Genomic DNA, 22,552 nt, shown 5'->3' with positions numbered 1-22,552 from the left:
AGGGGAAATGGAGCTGTGGTTCAAAAAAGAGTTCAGGTTTCATTAAAAAACGGTTTACAAGCACGTCCGGCTGCGTTGTTTGTACAAGAGGCAAATCGCTTTCATGCAGATATCTTTATTGAGAAAGATGGAAAGACAGTAAATGCAAAGAGCATAATGGGGATTATGAGCTTAGCAATTGGAACTGGTAGCATGATAACAATTACAACAGAAGGTTCAGATGCAGAAGAGGCTTTAGAAGCATTAGCTGCATATGTACAGTAAAAAAGCTATCGCACATATGCGATAGCTTTTTTGTTGCTGTTATTTGCGCGGATTGGTGGGGGAGGGGTATGTAGAGGTTATGTGCTTGTCGAGAATTGTCGGTAAGTCGATAAGTTGTGTCGAAACGTCGATATATTAAAATAATCGCCGATATAATTGGAGTTACGGTCGATATATTTGAAAAATCGCTGATATATTTAGGTGGATACTAGGTGGGGTATGCATGATGCGTAAAAAAAGCGCCCTATTATAGGGCGCTTTCGCTTTAAATTTTATCCAGCTCCAACGGCTAGAATCTCCGGTTGTTTCGCCCTGCGATTCTAAACGAGCCGCTTCCGCTTTTAGTTGTATCTAGCTCCAGCGGCTAGAATGGTCGGTGGCTTCGCTTCTTCCGACGAGGTAAAAAGCACCTCTTTGTCAGAAGCTCCATCCTCCTCCCATTCTAAACGAGCCGCTTTCGCTTTTAAGTATTAACGATTTGTAAAGATCTTATCGATTAAACCGTATTCTAAAGCTTTTTCTGCTGTCATGAAGTTGTCGCGGTCTGTGTCGCGTTGTAGTACTTCAAGTGGTTGACCTGTGCGGTCAGCAAGAATTTGGTTTAGTTTTTCACGTAAGAATAGGATACGTTTAGCTGCGATTTCGATTTCAGTCGCTTGACCTTGTGCTCCGCCAAGTGGTTGGTGAATCATTACTTCACTATTTGGAAGTGCATAACGTTTTCCTTTTTCACCTGCTGCAAGTAAGAATGCACCCATAGATGCAGCCATACCGATACAGATTGTTGATACTTGTGGTTTAATAAACTGCATTGTATCGTAAATTGCCATACCTGCTGTGATAGAACCACCAGGGCTGTTGATGTAGATGTGAATATCTTTTTCTGGATCTTGAGATTCCAAGAATAAAAGCTGGGAAACGATTGAGTTAGCTACGTTGTCATCAATTGCACTACCAAGCATAATGATGCGGTCTTTTAATAGTCGAGAGTAAATATCGTAAGCGCGTTCTCCACGATTTGTTTGTTCAATTACTGTAGGAATTAAATTCATCTGTTATTTCCTCCTTCTAAAGCTTTCTTAGTCTTATAATACAATTATGGTCAATAAAGGTCAAACGAAACCACTTTAAATCAAAAAAATATGTAGTTGTACCATGAATTATTCGATATGTTTTTGAAATTCCCTGCTTATGTATCTTCAACATCATAACCGAATTACATAAATTTAAACGTTATGAAAGCTTTAGAAAAAAAGAAAAGAACGCCTTTTGACAGGAGCGTTCTTCCGAAAGTTATTCTTTTAAAAGATAGGTTACTTTATTTAAAATCTTTTCGATTTGTTTCGCGTTTTTACTATACATTTCGCTTGCTGATTTTGACTTTGTTTCTAAAGAAAATAGTTCGAGATCAGCATGGCATTTTTTTAAAGATGCCAATAATAAAGGCTTGTTTTGAGGAGAAGGCATTTGGAGTTTGTCATTGTAAATGTCGATAGTAAGTTGTCCGTATGAATCCACTTGACCGAGGAAGACATTTTCAATAACAACACCGAGTTTTTCTAATTCTGAATGTAGCCAAGCGCGGTTATGTCCGCTTGCTGAAAGAGGTTCATCTAGTACATTTCCATCCATAATAACAGTTTGCGGTTCTTTCTCGTTTGGTACTTTTAAACCGATGTCTTTTGCTGTAAGTGGCTGAGAATCTTTCTTTAATAATACATTTAATTCTCCGCTCGGTTCTAAGACAGCAAATTCGACTTCAGCTACGCTGAACGCACTTTTTCCACGGAGAAGTTCCAGTAATTCGTCACTCGTATATTTTTCTTTCTTTAAGTTATCTTCGAGTATCTTTCCGTCTTTTATTAATACGGTAGATTTCCCTTCAAAGAAGTCTCGAGCTGTTTTGTTCTTTAAGGAGAGGATTCCTGTTAAAAAAGGTACCACAGCGAAAATGAGTATCGCAAAGACGCCGTGAAAAAATTTTGAATCGAGCCCTGTAGATACTTGGGCAGCGATGTCACCAATTGTCATTCCGGCTATGTATTCAAAAAAGGAGAGCTGAGAGATTTGTCTTTTCCCTAACCATTTTGTAATAGCAAATAAAATAATTAATATGAATACAGAGCGAAGAATGACGAGTGTCCATTCCGGCAGGTGAGACATAGTCATTTCCTCCAGTCTACTTAAAACCCTTTATATTGAGGTTCTTCACGTTCTAATACTGAAACTCTATTTTGTAAATCAGCGATGACGCTGTCCATCTCTAACATACATTCATGAAATATGCGTTTTGATTCTTCATCTTGTGAATTTAATGAAAGGGAGCTTAAACTTGCTTGAGCACCCCTGACACTAGCAAGGCAGGTTTTAACGCTAGCGATAACTGTCATACGAACACCTTATCCTTTCGGTTTGAATAGCAATGCTCCAATGAAGCCGAAAATAATAGCTGCTGATACGCCGGCGCTCGTTACTTTAAACATGCCGGTAATGACGCCAACGATACCGTGTTTTGCAGCTTCTTCCATTGCGCCGTGAACGAGGGCGTTACCGAAACTTGTAATGGGTACGGTTGCCCCGGCTCCAGCGAAATCAATTAATGGTTCATATAAATTGAATCCGTCTAATATAGCTCCGGCAACAACGAGTGTTGCCATTGTATGAGCGGGTGTTAGTTTGCCGACATCAAACATAAGTTGGCCGATTACACATATGAGTCCGCCGATGACGAAAGCCCAGAAAAAAATCATTGCGTTGCACCTCCAAATTCAATCGAAACGGCGTGGGCGATACACGGAATCGTTTCTTCTTGTTGGAATGTAAGTGGAGATAGTAAAGCGCCTGTCGCAACGACAAGTATTTTTTTGAACTCTCCTCTTTTCATTCGGTTTAATAAGTGACCGTATACGACAGTTGCAGAACAACCAGGTCCACTTGCGCCAGCTATGACAGGCTGTCCTTCTCTATAAATGATGGTTCCGCAATCTTGGAATTGTTCGTTCGTTACTTTCGTTCCATGTTTATGTAATAAATCATAAGCAATTTCACGGCCGACATGTCCGAGGTCGCCTGTTACGATTAAATCGTAGTAAGAGGCATCAATTTGGCGTTCGCGCAAATGGGCCTCGATTGTATCGACAGCAGCTGGAGCCATTGCGCCTCCCATATTAAAAGGATCTGTTAATCCCATATCAATCACTCGTCCGATTGTTGCAGATGTTACTCTCGGACCATGTCCAGTATCGCTTAAAATAGCCGCGCCAGCCCCGGTTACTGTCCATTGTGCGGTAGGGGGTTTTTGACCCCCGTATTCAGTTGGATATCGGAATTGTTTTTCTACAGCGGTATTATGGCTGGATGCCCCGGTTAATAAATATTTTGCGCCTTTTGCATTTACAATGCTTGCCCCGAGTGCTAATCCTTCCATAGAAGTAGAACAAGCGCCAAATAATCCGAGATATGGTGTGCCGAGTGTGCGGCAGGCAAAGCTTGTTGGAGTGATTTGGTTAATTAGATCTCCTGCAAGTACGAATTGAATATCGTCTTTACGAAGTTCTGCCTTTTCAGTAGCGCGGCTACAAGCTTCTTCGAATAAAATTTTATGTGCTTTTTCATAGGAATCTTGTCCGAGCCATAAATCTTCATGAAGGATATCAAAGTCTTCTGGGATGTTCCCCTTTGCTTCAAACGGCCCGCCAACGACTCCTGTCGAAATAATAACTGGTTTGTTTTCAAATACCCACGTCCGGTGACCTTGTAACATTTATAGCCCTCCCCATTGAACAAGAATCGTTTTAATAAGTGCGATGACGAAAGCGGAAAATACACCAAACAAAATAACGGAGCCGGCTAATTTAAACATATTACCGCCAACACCAAGGACAAAACCTTCCGTTCGGTGTTCGATACATGCGGCAATAACAGAGTTGCCAAATCCAGTGACAGGTACAGCAGTGCCTGCTCCAGCAAACTGTCCAAAACGATCGTATATACCAAATCCAGTTAGTAACATGGAGATGAAAATAAGAGTTGCGACTGTTGGATTTCCTGCTGAACGCTCGGTGAAATCGAAATATGTGATATAAAACGTAGAAATGAGTTGTCCGATGAAGCAAATAAAACCACCGACGAAAAAGGCTTTTATACAATTTTTTAAAACAGGGCGCTTCGGTTCTCGTTCTTGCTCGAATTTTTTATACTCCTGTTGCACAGGGGTTAAGTTTTTATCTTTACTAGACATTGCAATCCTTCCTTTTCTTTAAAAAAAGCGTTAAGTGTTAGACTCCATTTTTTTACCAATGAATTTTAGCTGTTTATTAATTTCATCTTTAGATACTTTTTTTTCCTTAATTTTTCTTTCGAGTTTTTCGAGTAACATAAAGATTTTTTTATCTGTACTGACACGAACATCGAAAGTAGGGTGCTCATCACTTAGTTGCTTTTGAAGTTTTTTACGCAGCGGTTTTAATCCAAACCTTTCGTGATGCTCAGGTGTAACTGCTATGTAGAGATCTAAGTTTGAATTCACTGCTGTGCTTTTTATAATTTCATCCATAGCGAGAGCTCTTTTCTTCGCTCCTTGTGATATAGATTGATTAAAGGATTCCGTACTCGTCTTTGTTAACTTTGGACCTTTTTCTTTCTCTGTTCGTTTTGCTTCTTCTTTCACTTTTTTATCTAAAGGACTATTATCACATCCGGTAAAAGAGCTAAATAGAAGTGCAAATAATGCGGTTATGAGGCCGAGTTTTCGCATAATTATCATTCCATTTCTATTGCAATATGTAATGTGATAGAAAAAGGATGACTGCATATCATCCTTTTTCTATTTCACAGCAAGACTGATTCGTTATTGCTGTGAGTATTGTGGTTCTTCTTGTTGGACTTCTTCAACGCGTGGGTTTAAAGAATCGATAATCGTTTGTGTTTGCTGCGCAGCTGTTTGGAAAAGTTGCTTAGCTTGTTGGTTATCCGTATCAAGAGCGAATCCCTCTAAGCTAGCTTGTGCACTTTTTAATCCAGAAACAGTTTGCTTTAATTTCGTAATTACAGTCATTGAATGAAGCCCCCTTTGGAATATCAATTCAAAGATTATAATTTGTGAGTTGGGGTGAATTTATGATTGGAAAATTTAGGGGATGGTGCTTTGTTGATGTAATCATAACTAAGGTGCATAAAGGATTATGGGGATATTTTTATTGATTTAGATGGATTTTATTGCTATTATTATGAGAAGAAAATGAAGTGTATTTTATAATCATGCGCCCATAGCTCAGTCGGATAGAGCGGTGGTTTCCGGTACCACGTCTGCCGGGGGTTCGAATCCCTCTGGGCGCGTTACTTATCGTTAAAGTCTTGCTATATCTACATTCTTTTAAGAAATAATTTGGATAACCGTCATACATTTAGCGTTGCTATGACACGTTCTATTCCAAAACGGAAAGAATTACGGTATTAAGTAAGCGGCACTCAACAGCGTGAAGAACGTGTTGAAAATTAATAGTAAATCTAGGGAAACCCCTTGTATGTGATTAGAGATAATCGTGTACAGGGGTTTTGTTATGAAAAGAATCAAAAGGCATGCTGTTGGAAAGAGACGTGATGTGGATACAGATATTGTTCTATATAAGCCGTCTATCACTGTGAATAAGCCGTTAGAACGTGTTATGGGTATTTTAATTTAAATGAAGAAGTAAATAAGCGAAGTATAGAATTATGAAAAAACAAAAAAGCCATACAAGTAGTATGACTTTCTTTATGAAACAGTTAAGTTTTTGGTGCAGGTGTGTCACCTTTATTATAAGTTGGCGAACCAGTATTACCATCAGTTATACCCCAAGGTTCCCCGTGTGTGTAAGATGGAGACCAACCTTCTCCATGTGTATATTCAGGAGAACCACCAATATGACCGTGATTATACGCTAAGTCAGGTCTTTGTGGTGTAGGTGTGTCACCCTCAGCCATTGCTAAGAAACTAAATGCCGTAACCGATAATAGTAGTACTGTTTTAAGCTTTTTCATTATACTAACGCCCCTTTTTCTTCATATTTTTTTCTTGCTTCATTACTCATGTAAAAATACCTACTTGCCTTCTTTTCGTTTGCTTCCTTATAAAACATAGTTGCTAATATTTCCGTGTATTCTTGTACGCAACGTGTTAAATTTTCTTCTTCGAAGTAGGAAATTCCTTCTAAAACAACACTTTCCAACGTTAGAGAATCAGAACCATTATTCATTTCCTTTAAGATATTAAAGCGATGTACGTATTCCTTATTTTCTATCTTAGTACAAGCTGCAAGCCCTTTTTCAATGAGTGTATCAACCTTATTGTGTTCACCCAATTTATAATATTCCCTAGCCTGTAAGAATATAGCTTTATAATGGTTTGGGAGATGTTCTGTAACTTCTGATAAGTGACGGATAGCTAATTCAGAAAGACTTTGACTTGCATATAACCAGCCTAAGTTATTTCTAATACGTAACAGTAGTTCGGTGTTATTAATTTCTTTAATAATGTCAATCGCCTTATGTAAATGTTCTTCTGCTTGTTCAAATTGTCTTATCTGTATACATGTTAAGCCTAGGACGTTTTCACATAAAGCAATGTTAATGTTATAACAGTTAGTTTTGCTGAAAAAGTCTTTTGCTTTGTTAGCATATGAAATAGATGGTAGTGGTTTATAAGTTTGGTAATAGAAAGATGCCAACCTATAATTAAATTCTGCTTTTTCTACTTCGGCAGGCACATACATTAAAAGTTTCTCTGCTTTTCCAAAGTATTCATTTGCTTCATTATAGTCTGCAAGAATTGTGCTGTGAATAGCTTTGAAGAAGTGATAATAATAGGATAAAAAACTACTATCAGGTATATCAAAGGAGTTAATTTCATTAAAGCTATCTTTTGTAATGTTAAGTCCATCCGTTAGTACTTTATATCTAAAGTCTAATAATGAATAGTATAATAATAAATTTTTATCTTCTTTTATGCTGGAAAGCTTATCTTCAATTTCTTGTTTTAAGTTTGTCGCTTGTACATTTTGATGTTGTAGTATAGCTTGATACCAGTCATTAAGTAACTTTGTAACCTTTTCATTCTCCTTTACTGGAACACGCATATAATCCCTTCCTTTTCTGAATAGTCTTACATTAAATGATAACAAGAATGGAATATGATGGGGATTGAATTTCAATATTTCTCAACATTAGTTTGAGAATTATATTTTAAAGGTAACACCTGAACGGTTGGAACAATCGGCAAAGCTAGTTCTTGAAACTAAAAATAGATTAGAACAAATACATAAAGATTTATATAACCAAACGGAATACGTAGATTCAATGTGGAATGGTGCAACGAGTCAAAGGTTTTATCAGATGTTTAATGAAACAAAACCTCAAATTTTTAATGTGTTTCGGCAATTTGATAAGATTGCAGAAGAACTAATGCACGCTGCTGAAAAATTTCGTAATGTTGATGAACTTTATGAAGGTAATTTATCAGATGAAAAGGTAAAAGAAGGGGCAATGTGCGGCAAACCCTCTGAAAAATCTATGCTTAGAAAAATTTGGGACGGTATATACATTGGTTCTGGGCAAGTTATCGGAGGGATTGTAGAAGGGTTTGATTCACTAGACGATACAGTAACAAAAGAAAACATTAAGTATGCTATAGGTCACCCTATAGAGACAATTTCTACTGCTTGGAATACTATTTCGGATTCATTTATGAATGATTTTTGGCATGGTGATGCAGAGAGTCGTACAAAATGGGGAACGAGTATTTTTATGGGGCTTGGATTAGGATTGATTGGTGATAAAGGAATAAGTAAAGTAACTACACTTGCAAAAGGCACCAATCTAACAAAATTCTCAGAAGGTATCTCGTCCGTTTCGAATCAATTACCATTGAAAGAACGATTTGCATTTGCAGGTACTAGTGGCTTTGGTAGCAATCAGATAAAAACTTTTGAAGCTTTACAAGAAGCCCGTGATACATTTATGTTTTCTGAAACTGGTGGAAGAAGTAGAGTTAAAGGTGTACAAGAAGTAATAAAAGATTATGCGGATAAAGTTCTTGATAGAGTTGAAGTGAAAAATAAGTATCCTGATTCGTATACAGCATCTAAAATATTACGTGAAGAACTTAAGGATGCAGGGGGATCGAACCACCCCCATATTCTAATGCAGCACATCACATCGGACCTTGGAATGATAAAAGGGCGGCACTCGTACAAGAATTATTAGAAGAGTTTGGGATACATCCTGATTCTGCTGCTAATGGGGTATTTTTACCATATAAATTGAACGATTATGTAACTACTGAAGCATTACATATAGGTAATCATAGTCCGGAGTATATAAGGGAAGTATACAGAGTATTAAGCGATGTTAAACGCTTTGGGGGTAATCAAGAAGATGCAGTTGCAGCATTGCATAATATAAGAGAAAGGTTATTGGACGGTAGTTTAAAGCTAAATCAACCTAAATAATCTTACTTGTTTTACTAATGAAATTATAAAGGAGTGAAAGGTATGAAAATTTGGCAATTAAAAAGCTTATTTGATAACTATAAATCTTTTCAACTATTAAATTTGAAAGAAGACCGTAAAAAATATTTTGATGGAAAAATTGATTTGGCAATAAGCCTATCTGATTCGTGGGGAGAAATTTTTGTTGAATGTGTAGAAGGAGATAATCATAGTGATTTTCCAATGTTCTGGGGGGAACTTGGTACACCAATGATTAGTAGAAAAGCAAAAGAAGTATTAGAACCTCTAATTTGCAATAATGTTGAGTTTCTTCCGCTGACTCATGATGTTACAGGTGAAGTTTATTATCTAATAAACGTTTTAAATACAATTGATGCAATTGACTACAATAAAGCAGTTTTTGAAAAACTAAGTACAGGATTAATAATAGGTTTCAAAAAATACGCATTTTTTCCTAATATAGTTGAAGGGCAGATAATATTTAAAACCTACTTAAATCAAAGGTTACACTTCTCTACAGTTTTAGTGTCTGAAGAATTTAGAAATGCAGTGTTAGAAAGTGATTTAAAAGGTTTTGAATTTGTAGAGGTATGGGATTCAGAAGCAAACATGTAAAAGATAGTCCTAAAATAACTGATAGTTAACAAAATGGACTCAAAAGTTTCAGAAATTCTAAGAATGTTAGAAAATTATGAGGGAAATGAGAAAGAAATTTTTGAACAGATTCAGGCTGAAGCAATGGTGAAATATAAACAATGTGAAGAAATGATAGATACGATACTGAATAATAAGTCTAGAAGTGAAACAGAAAAACGTGAAGCTATAATGAATATGATAGGGTACGTTTTTACTTGTGGTGTATCTTATGGAACTGTTCAAATTCCATTAGCAATGATCTCAAAACATCAATTACCTACACATTAATTTATATTTTGAGATAAAGGTGAAACAATAGAAGAAATGAAATTAATTTTGAAAAAAGTACGTAAGCGATTTGTAATCGAAATAGTTTAGCATACATACCGTTGTATGTTCATGTCAAAAATTTTTATTTCTAAATTACATGCAAGGTAAAACCTTGATTTTACTGATAATTTTACATAACCGTTACCGTGTGGTTTCCGGTACCACATCTGCCGGGGGTTCGAATCCCTCTGGGCGCGTCAAAAAGTCCTAACTTACGTTTTGTAGGTTAGGACTTTTTTTATTTCCCTCTTGTTATATCTGATAATAAGATTTACTATTAGTACTTGATAATAATTTTTAAACTTATTATTTTCTTTCAATATTATTCAAATTTCGGTTGTAAGTTGTAAATCTCATTAATACATATAAATTAATAATATTTTGGAATGGGTGTCTGTGATAGCATTCTCCTTTTACCAAACTTATTGTACAATAGAAACAAGGGGGAGATTAGTTTGAAGGCAAGTCTTTTACAAGAACAAAGCTTACGTTTGGCAATGACACAAGAGTTAAGGCAAGCGATTACAATGCTCCAGTATAATGTACAAGAATTATCAGAGTTTTTGTATGAGCAATCGTTAGAGAATCCCCTTATTGAGTTAGGTGGTTTTGAGAGGGAGAAGAAAAAGAGCTCTAACACAAGTAAAAGTACCAGCAAACAAGTCGAGAATCAGATGGAAATCTACAGTGTGGATTCTACAACGATTCAGCAACATTTATTAAATCAAATACAATATTATAAAATAGAAGAAGAAGAGCGAAAGGTAGCTTCTTTCATTATTATGAACATGGATGGAAATGGATATTTACAAGAAACGAACGAAGAGTTAGCAGATCTCCTTTCCGCTCCGCTTCATGTAGTCGATCGCTCTGTAGAGCTTGTCCAGTCACTCGAGCCAGCAGGGGTAGGGGCGCGTAATATTCAGGAATGTCTAACTTTGCAATTGAAGCGCTTACAAAGACGGAACGGATTAGCAGAAGAGGTTATAGAAGATCACTTCGCGTATTTCGTGAAGAAAGATTGGCGAAAGCTTGTTCAAGTGCTGAAGTGTAGTAATGAAGAATTGCAGGATGCGGTAAATTGTATAACGTCATTACAACCAAAACCAGGTCTTGCGTTTTCTTCTGATAAACCACTTTATATTGTGCCTGATATGGCAGTGAAAAAAGAGGGCGATCGCCTCGTTTTACAGATGAATGAGAGAAATATGCCAAGAATTGAAATTCATTCTGAGTATAGTGCGCTTCTTAATAATAGCGAAAGTGAAGTAGCATCTTACGTATCAGAAAAGTATCAGCATGTGCAGTGGATTATGCGCAGTTTGAAACAGAGAAAACAGACATTGCTGCAAGTAATGACTATTATTATGGAAAAACAACGTGATTTCTTCTGGGAAGGTCCAGCGTATTTAAAACCGCTTGCTTTAAAAGAGGTGGCGGAAGAGTTAAGTGTGCATGAATCTACAATTAGTCGTGCAACGCGAAATAAATATGTGCAAACACCACATGGTTTATTTGAGATGAAATCGTTCTTTAGTAATGCCGTTTCAACGACTGAAGATGAAGCAGTTTCTACAAAGCGTGTAAAACAGTTTATTCAAACGCTTGTTGAGGCAGAGAATAAGAAAAAGCCACTTTCAGATCAAAAGATTTCAAAATTATTAGAAGAAGAGCATGAAATCGTTATTTCTCGAAGAACGGTGGCGAAGTATAGAGAACAAATGAATATTCCAGCTTCGTCATTACGAAAAACGATCGGATAGGTGAAGAAGATGAAAGTTGTACTGTATACAAAAAAAGATTGTGGTCTTTGCGTGCAGGCAAAACAAGTTTTGCAGGAAGTACAATGTGAATATTCTTTTCAAATCGAGGAAATAAATATATATGAAGATAATGACCTTTTAGAAAAATATCACTTAATGATTCCGGTTGTAGAAATAGACGGAAAACAAGTAGAATATGGTAACATTCACAAAGGTGTCATAATAAACTATATAAAGAATGCAGTTAAGAGTTGAATAAGTTTCTATCTCCTGTTACAATAATACACGTAGCAGGGATTATTTTTTTAACCTATGTGGGACACAAAATGTCACTACGGGACGTAAAGTGACCACCAAGGAAAAATGAACCAATGTAGTGAGGAGAAAAGATATGCGCTCATGGATTCAGAACACAAAAAAATTATTACCTGATCTGCTACCTGTTATGCAAACGAGAATGCAAATTCTTCAATACATTAGGCTCATGCAGCCGATTGGAAGAAGAAACTTATCAGCAAGTCTCGGTATGACAGAACGAGTATTGCGAAGTGAAGTTCAAGTTTTGAAAGAACAAAACTTAGTTCACGTCGCTTCTTCTGGAATGACATTGACAGAAGAAGGAACAGCTTTAGTTCTTGCTTTGGAAGACTTTATGAAAGAAATTTCCGGGTTAAAGGTTTTAGAAAAGCAACTTAAGGAAACATTAGACTTGGATGAAGTTTTCGTTGTCCCTGGTGATAGTGATGAATCACCTTGGGTCAAACTGGAGATGGGCCGTGCTTGTGTGACTTGTATAAAAGACCGTCTGACAGCGAATAATATCGTTGCTGTGGCTGGAGGAACTACGCTAGCTGCTGCTGCGGACATGATGCAGCTTGATTGCAAAGATTTACATATGCTATTTGTCCCAGCGCGTGGTGGAATTGGAGAAGGTGTTGAGTTAGAAGCCAATACCATTTGTGCCAAAATGGCGCAAAATACGATGAGTAATTATCGCTTATTGTATGTTCCAGACCATGTTAGTAGCGAAGCATATGCGTCTATTGTGACAGAGCCTTCCGTGAAAGAAGTTCTTGAGTTGATTCGATCTTCCAATATCGTCATTCATGGAATAGGTGATGCGTTAACAATGGCACGTCGCAGAAATACTTCAGAAGCAGATTGGTTAAAGATTCAGGCAAGCGAAGCAGTTGGCGAAGCTTTCGGTTACTACTTTAATGAACAAGGAAATGTTGTTCATAAAGTAAGAACAGTTGGTATGCAACTAGAGGATTTACAACATGTATCTCACGTTGTTGCAGTCGCTGGAGGTTCTTCAAAGGCAAAGGCAATACAGGCTGTAATTAAACAAGGGCACACTTCAATTCTAATTACAGATGAAGGTGCAGCAAAACAGTTAACAAAGGGTATTACCCTTTAATATAATCCCCCAAGGAGGAAATTCAAATGACTAAAATTGGTATTAATGGATTTGGACGTATCGGACGTAACGTATTCCGCGCAGCTCTTAACAACTCTGAGGTAGAAGTAGTAGCAATCAACGACTTAACAGATGCTAAAACATTAGCTCACCTTTTAAAATATGACACAGTTCACGGAACTTTAAATGCAGAAGTATCTGCTAACGAAAACAGCATCGTTGTTAACGGTAAAGAAATTAAAGTTATCGCTGAGCGTGACCCAGCTCAACTACCATGGAGCGACTACGGAGTAGAAGTAGTAGTAGAATCTACTGGTCGTTTCACTAAAAAATCAGACGCTGAAAAACACTTAGGTGGATCAGTTAAGAAAGTTATCATCTCAGCTCCAGCTTCTGACGAAGATATCACTGTAGTTATGGGTGTTAACCACGAACAATACGATGCAGCTAACCACAACGTAGTATCTAATGCTTCTTGTACTACAAACTGTCTAGCTCCATTCGCTAAAGTATTAAACGAAAAATTCGGCGTAAAACGCGGAATGATGACAACAATTCACTCTTACACTAACGACCAACAAATCTTAGACTTACCACACAAAGATTTACGTCGTGCTCGTGCAGCAGCTGAAAACATGATCCCAACATCTACTGGTGCAGCTAAAGCTGTAGCATTAGTATTACCAGAACTTAAAGGTAAATTAAACGGTGGCGCTGTACGTGTTCCAACTGCTAACGTTTCTCTTGTTGACTTAGTTGTTGAACTTGACAAAGAAGTAACAGTTGAAGAAGTAAACGCAGCATTCAAAGCAGCTTCTGAAGGCGAATTAAAAGGTATCCTTGGATACAGCGAAGAGCCATTAGTATCTATCGACTATAACGGATGTACAGCTTCTTCTACAATCGATGCATTATCTACAATGGTAATGGAAGGTAACATGGTTAAAGTACTTTCTTGGTACGATAACGAAACTGGTTACTCTAACCGTGTAGTAGACCTAGCAGCTTACATGACTTCAAAAGGTCTTTAATTCTTAATTATATAAGTTATCAATGACAAAACGAGGGAGAGGGTTTGTTCCCTCTCTCTCTTCTTTCGTTTTAAAAGCAAATGTGTTAAGCTTTTGAATGGGTTTTGTCAATCCTAACTAGTAGTCGGAGGGAAATCCAATGAACAAAAAATCAATTCGTGACGTAGATTTAAAAGGTAAGCGTGTATTTTGCCGCGTTGATTTCAACGTACCTATGAAAGAAGGCAAAATTACAGATGAAACTCGTATCCGTGCAGCTCTTCCTACAATTCAATATTTAGTAGAGCAAGGTGCGAAAGTTATTTTAGCAAGCCACTTAGGCCGTCCAAAAGGTCAAGCAGTAGAAGAATTACGTCTTACTCCAGTAGCAGCACGTTTAGGTGAGCTTCTTGGTAAAGATGTTAAAAAAGCGGACGAAGCATTCGGACCAGTTGCACAAGAAATGGTTGCAGCAATGAACGAAGGCGACGTATTAGTTCTTGAAAACGTACGTTTCTATGCGGGCGAAGAAAAGAACGATGCAGAACTTGCGAAAGAATTTGCAGCACTTGCTGACATCTTCGTAAACGATGCATTCGGTGCAGCTCACCGTGCTCATGCTTCTACAGCAGGTATCGCAGACTACCTACCAGCAGTATCTGGTCTATTAATGGAAAAAGAGTTAGATGTACTTGGTAAAGCACTTTCTAACCCAGAACGTCCATTCACAGCTATCATCGGTGGTGCGAAAGTAAAAGATAAAATCGGTGTAATTCGTCATCTATTAGACAAAGTAGATAACTTAATCATCGGTGGCGGACTTGCTTACACATTCGTTAAAGCTTTAGGTCATGAAATTGGTCTATCTCTATGTGAAGACGACAAGATCGAACTAGCTAAAGAATTTATGCAACTTGCAAAAGAAAAAGGCGTAAACTTCTACATGCCAGTTGATGTTGTAATCACTGAGGAATTCTCTGAAACTGCAACAACTCAAATCGTAGGTATCGACTCTATCCCTTCTAACTGGGAAGGCGTGGACATCGGTCCTAAAACACGTGAAATTTATGCAGATGTAATTAAAAATTCTAAGCTTGTTGTATGGAATGGACCAATGGGTGTATTCGAAATGACTCCATTCGCAGAAGGTACAAAAGCAGTAGGACAAGCATTAGCAGATGCAGAAGATACATACTCTGTTATCGGCGGTGGTGACTCTGCAGCAGCTGTTGAAAAATTCGGTATGGCTGATAAAATGAGCCACATTTCTACTGGCGGCGGTGCGTCATTAGAATTCATGGAAGGCAAAGAGCTTCCAGGTGTAGTTTGTCTTAACGACAAATAAGTAGCAGCCAAAGAAAAAGGACGGTGCAAAGCATGCGTAAACCAATTATCGCAGGTAACTGGAAAATGAATAAAACTCTATCAGAAGCAGTTAGCTTCGTAGAGGAAGTTAAAGGTCAAATCCCAGCAGCTTCAGCTGTTGATGCAGTAGTTTGCTCTCCGGCTCTATTCTTAGAGCGCCTTGTAGCAGCAACTGAAGGAACTGACTTACAAGTAGGTGCACAAAACATGCACTTCGAAAAAAATGGTGCATTCACTGGCGAAATTAGCCCAGTAGCACTTAGCGACTTAAAAGTAGGCTACGTAGTACTTGGCCACTCTGAGCGTCGTGAAATGTTTGCTGAAACAGACGAATCAGTAAACAAAAAGACTCTTGCAGCATTTGAACATGGTTTAACACCAATCGTATGTTGTGGTGAGACTTTAGAAGAGCGCGAAAGCGGAAAAACATTTGATCTAGTAGCAGGTCAAGTGACAAAAGCACTTGCAGGTTTAACAGAAGAGCAAGTTAAAGCAACTGTTATCGCTTATGAGCCAATCTGGGCTATCGGTACAGGTAAATCTTCTTCTTCTGCAGATGCAAATGAAGTATGTGCGCACATTCGTAAAGTTGTTGCAGAAGCTGTTTCTACAGAAGCTGCAGAAGCTGTTCGTATTCAATACGGCGGTAGCGTAAAACCAGAAAACATTAAAGAGTATATGGCACAATCTGACATCGACGGCGCTTTAGTTGGCGGTGCTAGCTTAGAGCCTGCTTCGTTCTTAGGTCTTCTGGGGGCGGTAAAATGAGAAAGCCAACAGCTTTAATCATTCTTGACGGTTTCGGACTTCGTGAAGAAACTTACGGGAATGCTGTAGCACAAGCAAAGAAACCTAATTTTGATGGTTACTGGAACAAATTCCCTCATACAACGCTTACAGCTTGTGGTGAGGCAGTAGGTCTTCCAGAAGGTCAAATGGGTAACTCTGAGGTTGGTCACTTAAATATCGGTGCTGGCCGCGTAGTATATCAAAGCTTAACACGCGTAAACGTTGCAATTCGTGAAGGTGAGTTCGATCAGAACGAAACGTTCCAAAATGCAATTAAAAGCGTAAAAGAAAAAGGTACTGCTCTTCATTTATTCGGTTTACTTTCTGACGGTGGTGTGCACAGTCACATGAACCATATGTTTGCTCTTCTTCGCTTAGCAGCAAAAGAAGGCGTGGAGAAAGTTTATATCCATGCATTCTTAGATGGCCGCGATGTTGGACCACAAACAGCAAAAGGTTATATCGATGCAACGAATGAAGTAATTAAAGAAACAGGAGTAGGACAATTCGCGACTATCTCTGGTCGTTATTACTCTATGGACCGTGACAAGCGTTGGGATCGCGTTGAAAAATGTTACCGTGCTATGGTGAATGGTGAAGGACCTACTTATAAATCAGCAGAAGAGTGTGTAGAAGACTCTTATGCGAACGGTATCTATGATGAATTCGTATTGCCGTCTGTAATTGTTAACGAAGATAACACGCCAGTTGCAACAATCAATGATGATGATGCAGTTATCTTCTATAACTTCCGTCCAGACCGTGCAATTCAAATTGCTCGTGTATTTACAAACGAAGATTTCCGTGAGTTCGATCGTGGTGAAAAAGTACCTCACATTCCTGAATTCGTTTGTATGACACATTTCAGTGAAACTGTAGATGGTTACGTGGCATTCAAGCCAATGAATCTTGATAACACTTTAGGTGAAGTTGTTGCGCAAGCGGGATTAAAGCAACTTCGCATCGCGGAAACTGAAAAGTATCCGCACGTTACATTCTTCTTTAGCGGTGGTCGTGAGGCTGAATTCCCAGGAGAAGAGCGTATCTTAATTAACTCACCGAAGGTTGCAACGTATGACTTGAAACCTGAAATGAGCATTTACGAAGTAACGGACGCTTTAGTAAATGAAATCGAAAATGATAAACATGATGTTATCATTCTTAACTTTGCAAACTGTGATATGGTTGGCCATTCTGGGATGATGGAACCAACAATTAAAGCAGTAGAAGCAACTGACGAATGTTTAGGAAAAGTTGTAGAAGCAATTCTTGCAAAAGATGGTGTAGCACTTATTACTGCTGACCATGGTAATGCTGATCAGGAGTTAACTGCTGATGGCGGACCTATGACAGCTCATACAACTAACCCGGTTCCTTTCATCGTTACAAAAAATGATGTAGAGCTTCGTGAAGGTGGTATTTTAGGAGATATCGCCCCAACAATGCTTACGCTTTTAAATGTGGAACAACCGAAAGAAATGACAGGTAAAACAATTATTAAATAATTTGCTTATATAAAAAGGAGAGAATTTATTATGTCAACAATTATTGATGTTTATGCTCGCGAAGTCCTTGACTCTCGTGGTAACCCAACTGTAGAAGTAGAAGTTTACACAGAAAGCGGCGCTTTCGGACGCGCTATCGTACCAAGTGGTGCATCTACTGGTGAACACGAAGCAGTAGAATTACGTGACGGTGACAAATCTCGTTACCTTGGTAAAGGTGTTATGAACGCAGTAAACAACGTTAACGAAGCAATCGCTCCAGAAATCGTTGGTTTCGACGTAACTGACCAAGCTGGTATCGACCGTGCTATGATCGAATTAGATGGCACTCCAAACAAAGGTAAACTAGGCGCTAACGCTATCCTTGGTGTATCTATGGCAGTAGCTCACGCAGCAGCTGACTTCGTAGGTCTTCCATTATACCGTTACCTTGGTGGATTCAATGCAAAACAATTACCAACTCCAATGATGAACATCATCAACGGTGGTTCTCACGCTGATAACAACGTAGACTTCCAAGAGTTCATGATCTTACCAGTTGGTGCTCCAACATTCAAAGAATCAATCCGTATGGGTGCTGAAGTATTCCATGCACTTAAAGCTGTATTACATGACAAAGGTCTTAACACTGCAGTAGGTGACGAAGGTGGATTCGCTCCAAACCTTGGTTCTAACCGTGAAGCTCTAGAAGTAATCATCGAAGCTATCGAAAAAGCTGGTTACAAAGCTGGCGAGAACGTATTCTTAGGAATGGACGTTGCTTCTTCTGAGTTCTACAACAAAGAAACTGGTAAATATGACCTTGCAGGCGAAGGCCGTACTGGCTTAACTTCTGCAGAAATGGTTGATTTCTACGAAGAGCTTTGCAAAGACTTCCCAATCATCTCTATTGAAGATGGTTTAGACGAAAACGACTGGGATGGTCACAAATTATTAACTGATCGTATCGGTGATAAAGTACAATTAGTTGGTGACGATTTATTCGTAACTAACACTCAAAAACTTGCTGAAGGTATCGAAAAAGGTATCTCTAACTCAATCTTAATTAAAGTTAACCAAATCGGTACTTTAACTGAGACTTTCGAAGCAATCGAAATGGCTAAACGTGCTGGTTACACAGCAGTTGTATCTCACCGTTCTGGTGAAACTGAAGATGCTACAATCGCTGACATCGCAGTTGCAACTAACGCTGGCCAAATCAAAACTGGTTCTATGAGCCGTACGGATCGTATTGCTAAGTACAACCAATTATTACGTATCGAAGACGAGCTAGGCGAAGTAGCTGTTTACGATGGTGTAAAATCTTTCTATAACATCAAACGATAATTGTAGAAAATAACGACAGACCGTGAGAAATCACGGTCTGTTTTTTTATGTTAAAATTCTTCACCCGTCATAAGTGACATGAAATGTTTAAAGAAGCGGTTATAATCAAAATCAATGGCGATTTGATGACTCGGCCAATCAGTAAATGGTTTAGACTCTCCTAAAGAACGAAATTCCCCAATGCTTGTTCCTTGTGCATAGGATTCCGTCATGACAACAATAGGTGACTTATGATACGTAAACATAGAGTTATCAAATAAAGCGAGTATTGGCATGGTGTCATGAAAGGGACTTCCTTTTAACTGCGGTAGGGTATCTTTATAGTAGCCGTAGTAATAATGATCGAATAACGGTTTGACGAGTGGGGCTTTTCCTTTCGCTTCAATGTATTCGGCCATTTCTGGTGTAATGACGGAGTATTGGGTGACGTTTAACGGGTATATGTACATGTTAGCTGCGGATTGAAGAACGATATTAGCGGCAGTAGGATCGCCATAAAAGTTTGCTTCCGAAATAGGAGTAACATTACCGGGATGTAAAAAGGCACCGCCCATTACGTAGTAAGATTTAATTTGCTTCATTAGCTGTTTACATAGGATGAATAAAATTGCGAGGGAGGTAAGTCTTCCTAAACTTACAATGATTAATTCATCTTTATACTGTTCAATAAGAGGAATAACTTCGAAAAAATTCTCCATTTCTCCGTTAGTCACATTCTCCTTTGGAATAATTGGCCCGAGTCCTTGTTTTCCATGGACATCCGTAAAGAAAGCCGGAGGGGCACCAGTAAGCGGTTGTTCTGAACCACCAAATACTTTAATATTTCTATTTTTTGTTTTGTGCTTAAGAAAATGAGCATTTTGTACGGCCATTTCTTTTGGAACATTGCCGTAATCAGCAACAATGCCGATGATTTCTATTTCATCGATAAAGAATGCTAAAAGGAGGGCCATCGCATCATCAATCCCAGGATCACAAAAAATAAGAACTTTTTTTGGCATATGTTCACCACCTATGTTGTTTGTTCCGTAAAAGCCTGATTGGTGAAAGGTTATTAAAGTTTCACTTTATATATATGTAAGTTTAAGGAGAAAAAGATTATTTTATTGAAATAACAACCTTATAAAATCAGAAAATAAAAACTTTTTATATTAGGTCAAGGTTTTTGACTTAATTTTTACTCGGAAATCCAGTCATATCAAGGTTGTAAGCGTCTAACATAGGCTGTTTTTGCTGTCAAGTTGATAAATTGCAGCTTTTTACAATTTATACTATGATAAAGATATTAACAGAAGATCGTATAAACATGAGGGATGATGAACATGAAATTTACAAAGATTCTTGTCCAAATTGCTGCTCTTTACGTTTTTTATATGGTTGGAACTTGGGTGCAAGAAATGTTAAATATTCCGATTCCAGGAAGTTTGATTGGGATGTTCCTCTTACTTGTTTTACTTAGCCTAAAAGTTCTTCCAGTGAAATGGTTCGATTTAGGAGCAGAAACACTCGTTGCTATTATGCCGTTTTTATTAATTCCGCCAACGCTTGGCCTAATGAATTACGGTGCTTTTTTTATGAGTAAAGGAATTTCTCTTTTTATTACAGTTGTAGCGAGTACATTTTTAATTATTATTGTCGCAGGACATACAGGACAATATCTTGCGAATAGAAAGGAAAGAGAGTCGCGATGAGCCAAATATTGATCGGAATCGGTTGGGTTCTTTTTACGGTGCTATTATATCAATTATCTAAAAAAATCTATCAAGTATTTCCAACACCATTCACCATTCCAATGCTTGTAGCAACAGGATTAATGGCTTTCTTATTTATCGTGCTTGATATACCGTATCAACATTATATGGAAAGTGGTGGTGGCTGGATTGCAAAACTGCTGGGACCCGGTGTTGTAGCATTTGCAATTCCTCTTTATAAACAACGTCACGTTCTGCAAAAATATGTTGTGCCGATCGCCGGCGGGGTACTAGTAGGTACAACAGTTGCCATTGCAAGTGACTTTGCTATTGCATCACTTATGGGAACAGATAAAAGTTTGATTTTATCTTCTTTACCAAAATCGGTGACAATGCCAGTTGCAATGAGTGTTTCAGAGCAAGTTGGTGGTGTGCCGTCATTAACAGCAGCTTTCGTTGTTATTGCGGGTATTACTGGAACAATTACAGGACCGCTTTTATTAAAATGGAGCCGCGTTACAAACTCGGTTGGTAAAGGTATCGGATTTGGATGTGCTTCTCATATTATGGGCGTTATGAGAGCGATGAAAAATAATGAACATGAAGGTGTTATTGGATCGGTAACAATGACATTAACTGCAATTTTGACATGTTTGCTCGGCCCATTATTTGCAATGATGTTTATGTAATAGAAGAAAAGCGAGAGCAACCTTATTGCTCTCGCTTTTCTATAGGATTTATGCTACAGTTACAATAACTGAATCTTTGTAGGAGGTACGCCAAGTGCATACGTTATTATCCGTTTTACTTATTATTGTATCGATTTTAATGATTGTTATGGTACTTATGCAGTCTAGTAATAGCTCAGGCCTTTCAGGTGCAATTTCAGGCGGTGCAGAGCAATTATTTGGTAAGCAAAAAGCACGTGGAATTGAAGCGGTATTAAACCGTATTACGATTGTTTTAGCTGTTCTATTCTTCGTATTAACAATTGCTGTTACGTACTTAAATTTATAGAATTGAAAGAAGAAGCGTTAGTAAGTTGTACTAATGGTTCTTCTTTTTTTATTTTGCCATTTGAAAGATGTTTCTAATTAGATTATAGAAATATAAATATGGTACACTAAGATATAGAAAGAATACGACTAGATTACAGAAGAGAAAGAGGAGAAGTACATGATGAAATTAGCATCTCCGAAACCATTTACATTTGAGGGTGGAGACCGCGCTGTTTTATTACTACATGGTTTCACAGGAAACTCAGCTGATGTACGTATGTTAGGGCGTTTCTTAGAGAAGAAAGGCTACACTTGTCATGCGCCAATTTATAAAGGGCATGGTGTACCACCAGAAGAGCTTGTTCATACAGGTCCTGAAGACTGGTGGCAAGATGTAACAGAGGCATATCAGCTTTTAAAAGATAAAGGCTTTGAGAAAATTGCTGTTGTTGGATTATCACTTGGCGGCGTATTTTCTTTAAAATTAGGTTATACAGTACCGGTTTTAGGTGTAGTGCCAATGTGTGCACCAATGTATATTAAGAGTGAAGAAACGATGTACCAAGGTATATTGGCATATGCCCGCGAATATAAAAAGCGTGAGCAAAAATCACCAGAGCAAATTGAACAAGAAATGTTGGAATTCCAACAGACACCGATGAATACATTAAAAGCATTACAACAATTAATTGCTGACGTACGTAACAATGTAGATATGATTTATGCACCAACATTTGTTGTACAAGCACGTCATGATGAAATGATTAATACAGATAGTGCTAACATTATTTATAACGGTGTAGAATCTACGTTAAAAGAAATTAAATGGTATGAAGACTCTACGCATGTCATTACACTTGATAAAGAGCGTGACGAGCTACATGAGGATGTATATAACTTCTTGGAGCAACTAGATTGGTAAGATCTAGTTGCCTCTTTTTTTCATAAGGAATTTTTTGTGAAAACTGT

27 protein-coding genes, 1 tRNA gene and 1 pseudogene are annotated in these 22,552 nt (G+C 38.0%); 18 read left to right on the top strand and 11 right to left on the bottom strand.

Annotated elements, in window-relative coordinates:
* Window positions 1–15 precede the first annotated feature (15 nt).
* Complete coding sequence (locus tag ATN06_RS26140; protein ID WP_000250307.1) at window positions 16–264, top strand: HPr family phosphocarrier protein; 249 nt, start codon at window positions 16–18, stop codon at window positions 262–264.
* Window positions 265–734: 470 nt separating this feature from the next.
* Here ATN06_RS26140 and clpP read toward each other — a convergent pair whose 3' ends face one another.
* The 8 genes from clpP to ATN06_RS26100 all read right to left on the bottom strand — a co-directional run bounded on the left by clpP (window position 735) and on the right by ATN06_RS26100 (window position 5,320).
* Window positions 735–1,316 carry an ATP-dependent Clp endopeptidase proteolytic subunit ClpP gene (clpP, locus tag ATN06_RS26135; RefSeq protein WP_001049162.1) on the bottom strand — a complete coding sequence of 194 codons (582 nt, stop codon included), beginning with the start codon at window positions 1,314–1,316 and terminating at the stop codon, window positions 735–737.
* Window positions 1,317–1,557: 241 nt separating this feature from the next.
* Window positions 1,558–2,427, bottom strand: coding sequence for a DUF421 domain-containing protein (locus tag ATN06_RS26130; protein ID WP_060632849.1), 870 nt, complete (start codon window positions 2,425–2,427; stop codon window positions 1,558–1,560).
* Between the two features lie 20 nt (window positions 2,428–2,447).
* Window positions 2,448–2,654, bottom strand: coding sequence for a DUF1657 domain-containing protein (locus ATN06_RS26125; RefSeq protein WP_060632848.1), 207 nt, complete (start codon window positions 2,652–2,654; stop codon window positions 2,448–2,450).
* Between the two features lie 9 nt (window positions 2,655–2,663).
* Entirely contained in the window at window positions 2,664–3,014 is a 351-nt protein-coding gene (spoVAE, locus tag ATN06_RS26120) for a stage V sporulation protein AE (protein WP_000575919.1), read from the bottom strand.
* Window positions 3,011–4,027, bottom strand: a complete 1,017-nt coding sequence (spoVAD, locus tag ATN06_RS26115) for a stage V sporulation protein AD (protein ID WP_060632847.1) — start codon at window positions 4,025–4,027, stop codon at window positions 3,011–3,013. Before spoVAD ends, spoVAE begins: the two co-directional genes overlap by 4 nt.
* Entirely contained in the window at window positions 4,028–4,504 is a 477-nt protein-coding gene (gene spoVAC / locus ATN06_RS26110) for a stage V sporulation protein AC (protein WP_000095399.1), read from the bottom strand. It lies immediately after the preceding gene.
* Window positions 4,505–4,534: 30 nt separating this feature from the next.
* Window positions 4,535–5,020 carry a YhcN/YlaJ family sporulation lipoprotein gene (locus ATN06_RS26105; protein WP_060632846.1) on the bottom strand — a complete coding sequence of 162 codons (486 nt, stop codon included), beginning with the start codon at window positions 5,018–5,020 and terminating at the stop codon, window positions 4,535–4,537.
* A 93-nt stretch (window positions 5,021–5,113) separates the two neighbouring features.
* A complete protein-coding gene (locus ATN06_RS26100; protein ID WP_000216166.1) occupies window positions 5,114–5,320 on the bottom strand; it encodes a DUF1657 domain-containing protein in 207 nt (68 codons plus the stop codon).
* A 205-nt stretch (window positions 5,321–5,525) separates the two neighbouring features.
* Here ATN06_RS26100 and ATN06_RS26095 point away from each other — a divergent pair.
* Both ATN06_RS26095 and ATN06_RS29640 read left to right on the top strand, forming a co-directional pair.
* A tRNA-Arg gene (locus ATN06_RS26095) sits at window positions 5,526–5,601 on the top strand.
* Between the two features lie 224 nt (window positions 5,602–5,825).
* Window positions 5,826–5,948, top strand: a complete 123-nt coding sequence (locus tag ATN06_RS29640; RefSeq protein ID WP_254904393.1) for a hypothetical protein — start codon at window positions 5,826–5,828, stop codon at window positions 5,946–5,948.
* 82 nt (window positions 5,949–6,030) lie between these two features.
* Here ATN06_RS29640 and ATN06_RS26090 read toward each other — a convergent pair whose 3' ends face one another.
* Together ATN06_RS26090 and ATN06_RS26085 are read right to left on the bottom strand one after the other, a co-directional pair.
* Entirely contained in the window at window positions 6,031–6,285 is a 255-nt protein-coding gene (locus tag ATN06_RS26090) for a DUF2790 domain-containing protein (protein WP_060632845.1), read from the bottom strand.
* Window positions 6,285–7,379: a Rap family tetratricopeptide repeat protein gene (locus ATN06_RS26085; protein WP_060632844.1), complete on the bottom strand. Its 1,095-nt coding sequence runs from the start codon at window positions 7,377–7,379 to the stop codon at window positions 6,285–6,287. Before ATN06_RS26085 ends, ATN06_RS26090 begins: the two co-directional genes overlap by 1 nt.
* Window positions 7,380–7,482: 103 nt before the next feature.
* On the opposite strand from ATN06_RS26085, the pseudogene ATN06_RS29020 reads away from it, so the two are divergent.
* The 11 genes and pseudogenes from ATN06_RS29020 (at window position 7,483) to eno (ending at window position 18,894) form a co-directional block, all read left to right on the top strand.
* A pseudogene (locus ATN06_RS29020) lies at window positions 7,483–8,750 on the top strand (WXG100 family type VII secretion target).
* A gap of 42 nt (window positions 8,751–8,792) precedes the next feature.
* Window positions 8,793–9,365, top strand: coding sequence for an imm11 family protein (locus ATN06_RS26070; RefSeq protein WP_060632842.1), 573 nt, complete (start codon window positions 8,793–8,795; stop codon window positions 9,363–9,365).
* A 33-nt stretch (window positions 9,366–9,398) separates the two neighbouring features.
* A complete protein-coding gene (locus ATN06_RS26065; protein ID WP_060632841.1) occupies window positions 9,399–9,674 on the top strand; it encodes a hypothetical protein in 276 nt (91 codons plus the stop codon).
* Between the two features lie 497 nt (window positions 9,675–10,171).
* Window positions 10,172–11,479: an RNA polymerase factor sigma-54 gene (gene rpoN, locus ATN06_RS26060; protein ID WP_060632840.1), complete on the top strand. Its 1,308-nt coding sequence runs from the start codon at window positions 10,172–10,174 to the stop codon at window positions 11,477–11,479.
* 9 nt (window positions 11,480–11,488) lie between these two features.
* Window positions 11,489–11,734 carry a glutaredoxin family protein gene (locus ATN06_RS26055; RefSeq protein ID WP_060632839.1) on the top strand — a complete coding sequence of 82 codons (246 nt, stop codon included), beginning with the start codon at window positions 11,489–11,491 and terminating at the stop codon, window positions 11,732–11,734.
* Between the two features lie 136 nt (window positions 11,735–11,870).
* Complete coding sequence (gene cggR, locus ATN06_RS26050; RefSeq protein ID WP_001258183.1) at window positions 11,871–12,899, top strand: gapA transcriptional regulator CggR; 1,029 nt, start codon at window positions 11,871–11,873, stop codon at window positions 12,897–12,899.
* A 26-nt stretch (window positions 12,900–12,925) separates the two neighbouring features.
* Window positions 12,926–13,930 carry a type I glyceraldehyde-3-phosphate dehydrogenase gene (gap, locus tag ATN06_RS26045; RefSeq protein ID WP_000161237.1) on the top strand — a complete coding sequence of 335 codons (1,005 nt, stop codon included), beginning with the start codon at window positions 12,926–12,928 and terminating at the stop codon, window positions 13,928–13,930.
* Window positions 13,931–14,069: 139 nt separating this feature from the next.
* On the top strand, window positions 14,070–15,254 hold the full coding sequence (locus ATN06_RS26040; RefSeq protein WP_001036332.1) for a phosphoglycerate kinase: 1,185 nt from the start codon (window positions 14,070–14,072) through the stop codon (window positions 15,252–15,254).
* A 32-nt stretch (window positions 15,255–15,286) separates the two neighbouring features.
* Window positions 15,287–16,042 (top strand): triose-phosphate isomerase, encoded by a 756-nt coding sequence (gene tpiA / locus ATN06_RS26035; RefSeq protein WP_001231043.1) that lies wholly within the window; start codon window positions 15,287–15,289, stop codon window positions 16,040–16,042.
* The gene (gpmI, locus tag ATN06_RS26030) at window positions 16,039–17,568 is read left to right on the top strand and encodes a 2,3-bisphosphoglycerate-independent phosphoglycerate mutase (protein ID WP_049108167.1); all 1,530 of its coding nucleotides are present in this window, start codon (window positions 16,039–16,041) and stop codon (window positions 17,566–17,568) included. Before tpiA ends, gpmI begins: the two co-directional genes overlap by 4 nt.
* Before the next feature lie 30 nt (window positions 17,569–17,598).
* Complete coding sequence (gene eno / locus ATN06_RS26025) at window positions 17,599–18,894, top strand: phosphopyruvate hydratase (protein ID WP_060632838.1); 1,296 nt, start codon at window positions 17,599–17,601, stop codon at window positions 18,892–18,894.
* Between the two features lie 50 nt (window positions 18,895–18,944).
* On the opposite strand, the gene ATN06_RS26020 is transcribed toward eno, so the two are convergent.
* Window positions 18,945–19,895, bottom strand: coding sequence for a nucleoside hydrolase (locus ATN06_RS26020; protein WP_060632837.1), 951 nt, complete (start codon window positions 19,893–19,895; stop codon window positions 18,945–18,947).
* Window positions 19,896–20,216: 321 nt separating this feature from the next.
* Here ATN06_RS26020 and ATN06_RS26015 point away from each other — a divergent pair, with 321 nt between their 5' ends.
* From ATN06_RS26015 to estA, 4 genes are all read left to right on the top strand, one after another.
* On the top strand, window positions 20,217–20,585 hold the full coding sequence (locus tag ATN06_RS26015; RefSeq protein ID WP_000673222.1) for a CidA/LrgA family holin-like protein: 369 nt from the start codon (window positions 20,217–20,219) through the stop codon (window positions 20,583–20,585).
* Window positions 20,582–21,274 (top strand): LrgB family protein, encoded by a 693-nt coding sequence (locus tag ATN06_RS26010; RefSeq protein ID WP_060632836.1) that lies wholly within the window; start codon window positions 20,582–20,584, stop codon window positions 21,272–21,274. Before ATN06_RS26015 ends, ATN06_RS26010 begins: the two co-directional genes overlap by 4 nt.
* Before the next feature lie 94 nt (window positions 21,275–21,368).
* Complete coding sequence (gene secG, locus ATN06_RS26005) at window positions 21,369–21,602, top strand: preprotein translocase subunit SecG (protein ID WP_000557263.1); 234 nt, start codon at window positions 21,369–21,371, stop codon at window positions 21,600–21,602.
* Window positions 21,603–21,764: 162 nt separating this feature from the next.
* A complete protein-coding gene (estA, locus tag ATN06_RS26000; RefSeq protein ID WP_166702843.1) occupies window positions 21,765–22,505 on the top strand; it encodes a carboxylesterase in 741 nt (246 codons plus the stop codon).
* The last annotated feature ends 47 nt before the right edge of the window (window positions 22,506–22,552 follow it).

This window comes from Bacillus thuringiensis, assembly GCF_001455345.1.
Taxonomy (GTDB): domain Bacteria; phylum Bacillota; class Bacilli; order Bacillales; family Bacillaceae_G; genus Bacillus_A; species Bacillus_A thuringiensis_N.
Note: the sequence above shows the minus strand (reverse complement) of the source record. Positions and strands in the feature narration are given on the sequence as shown.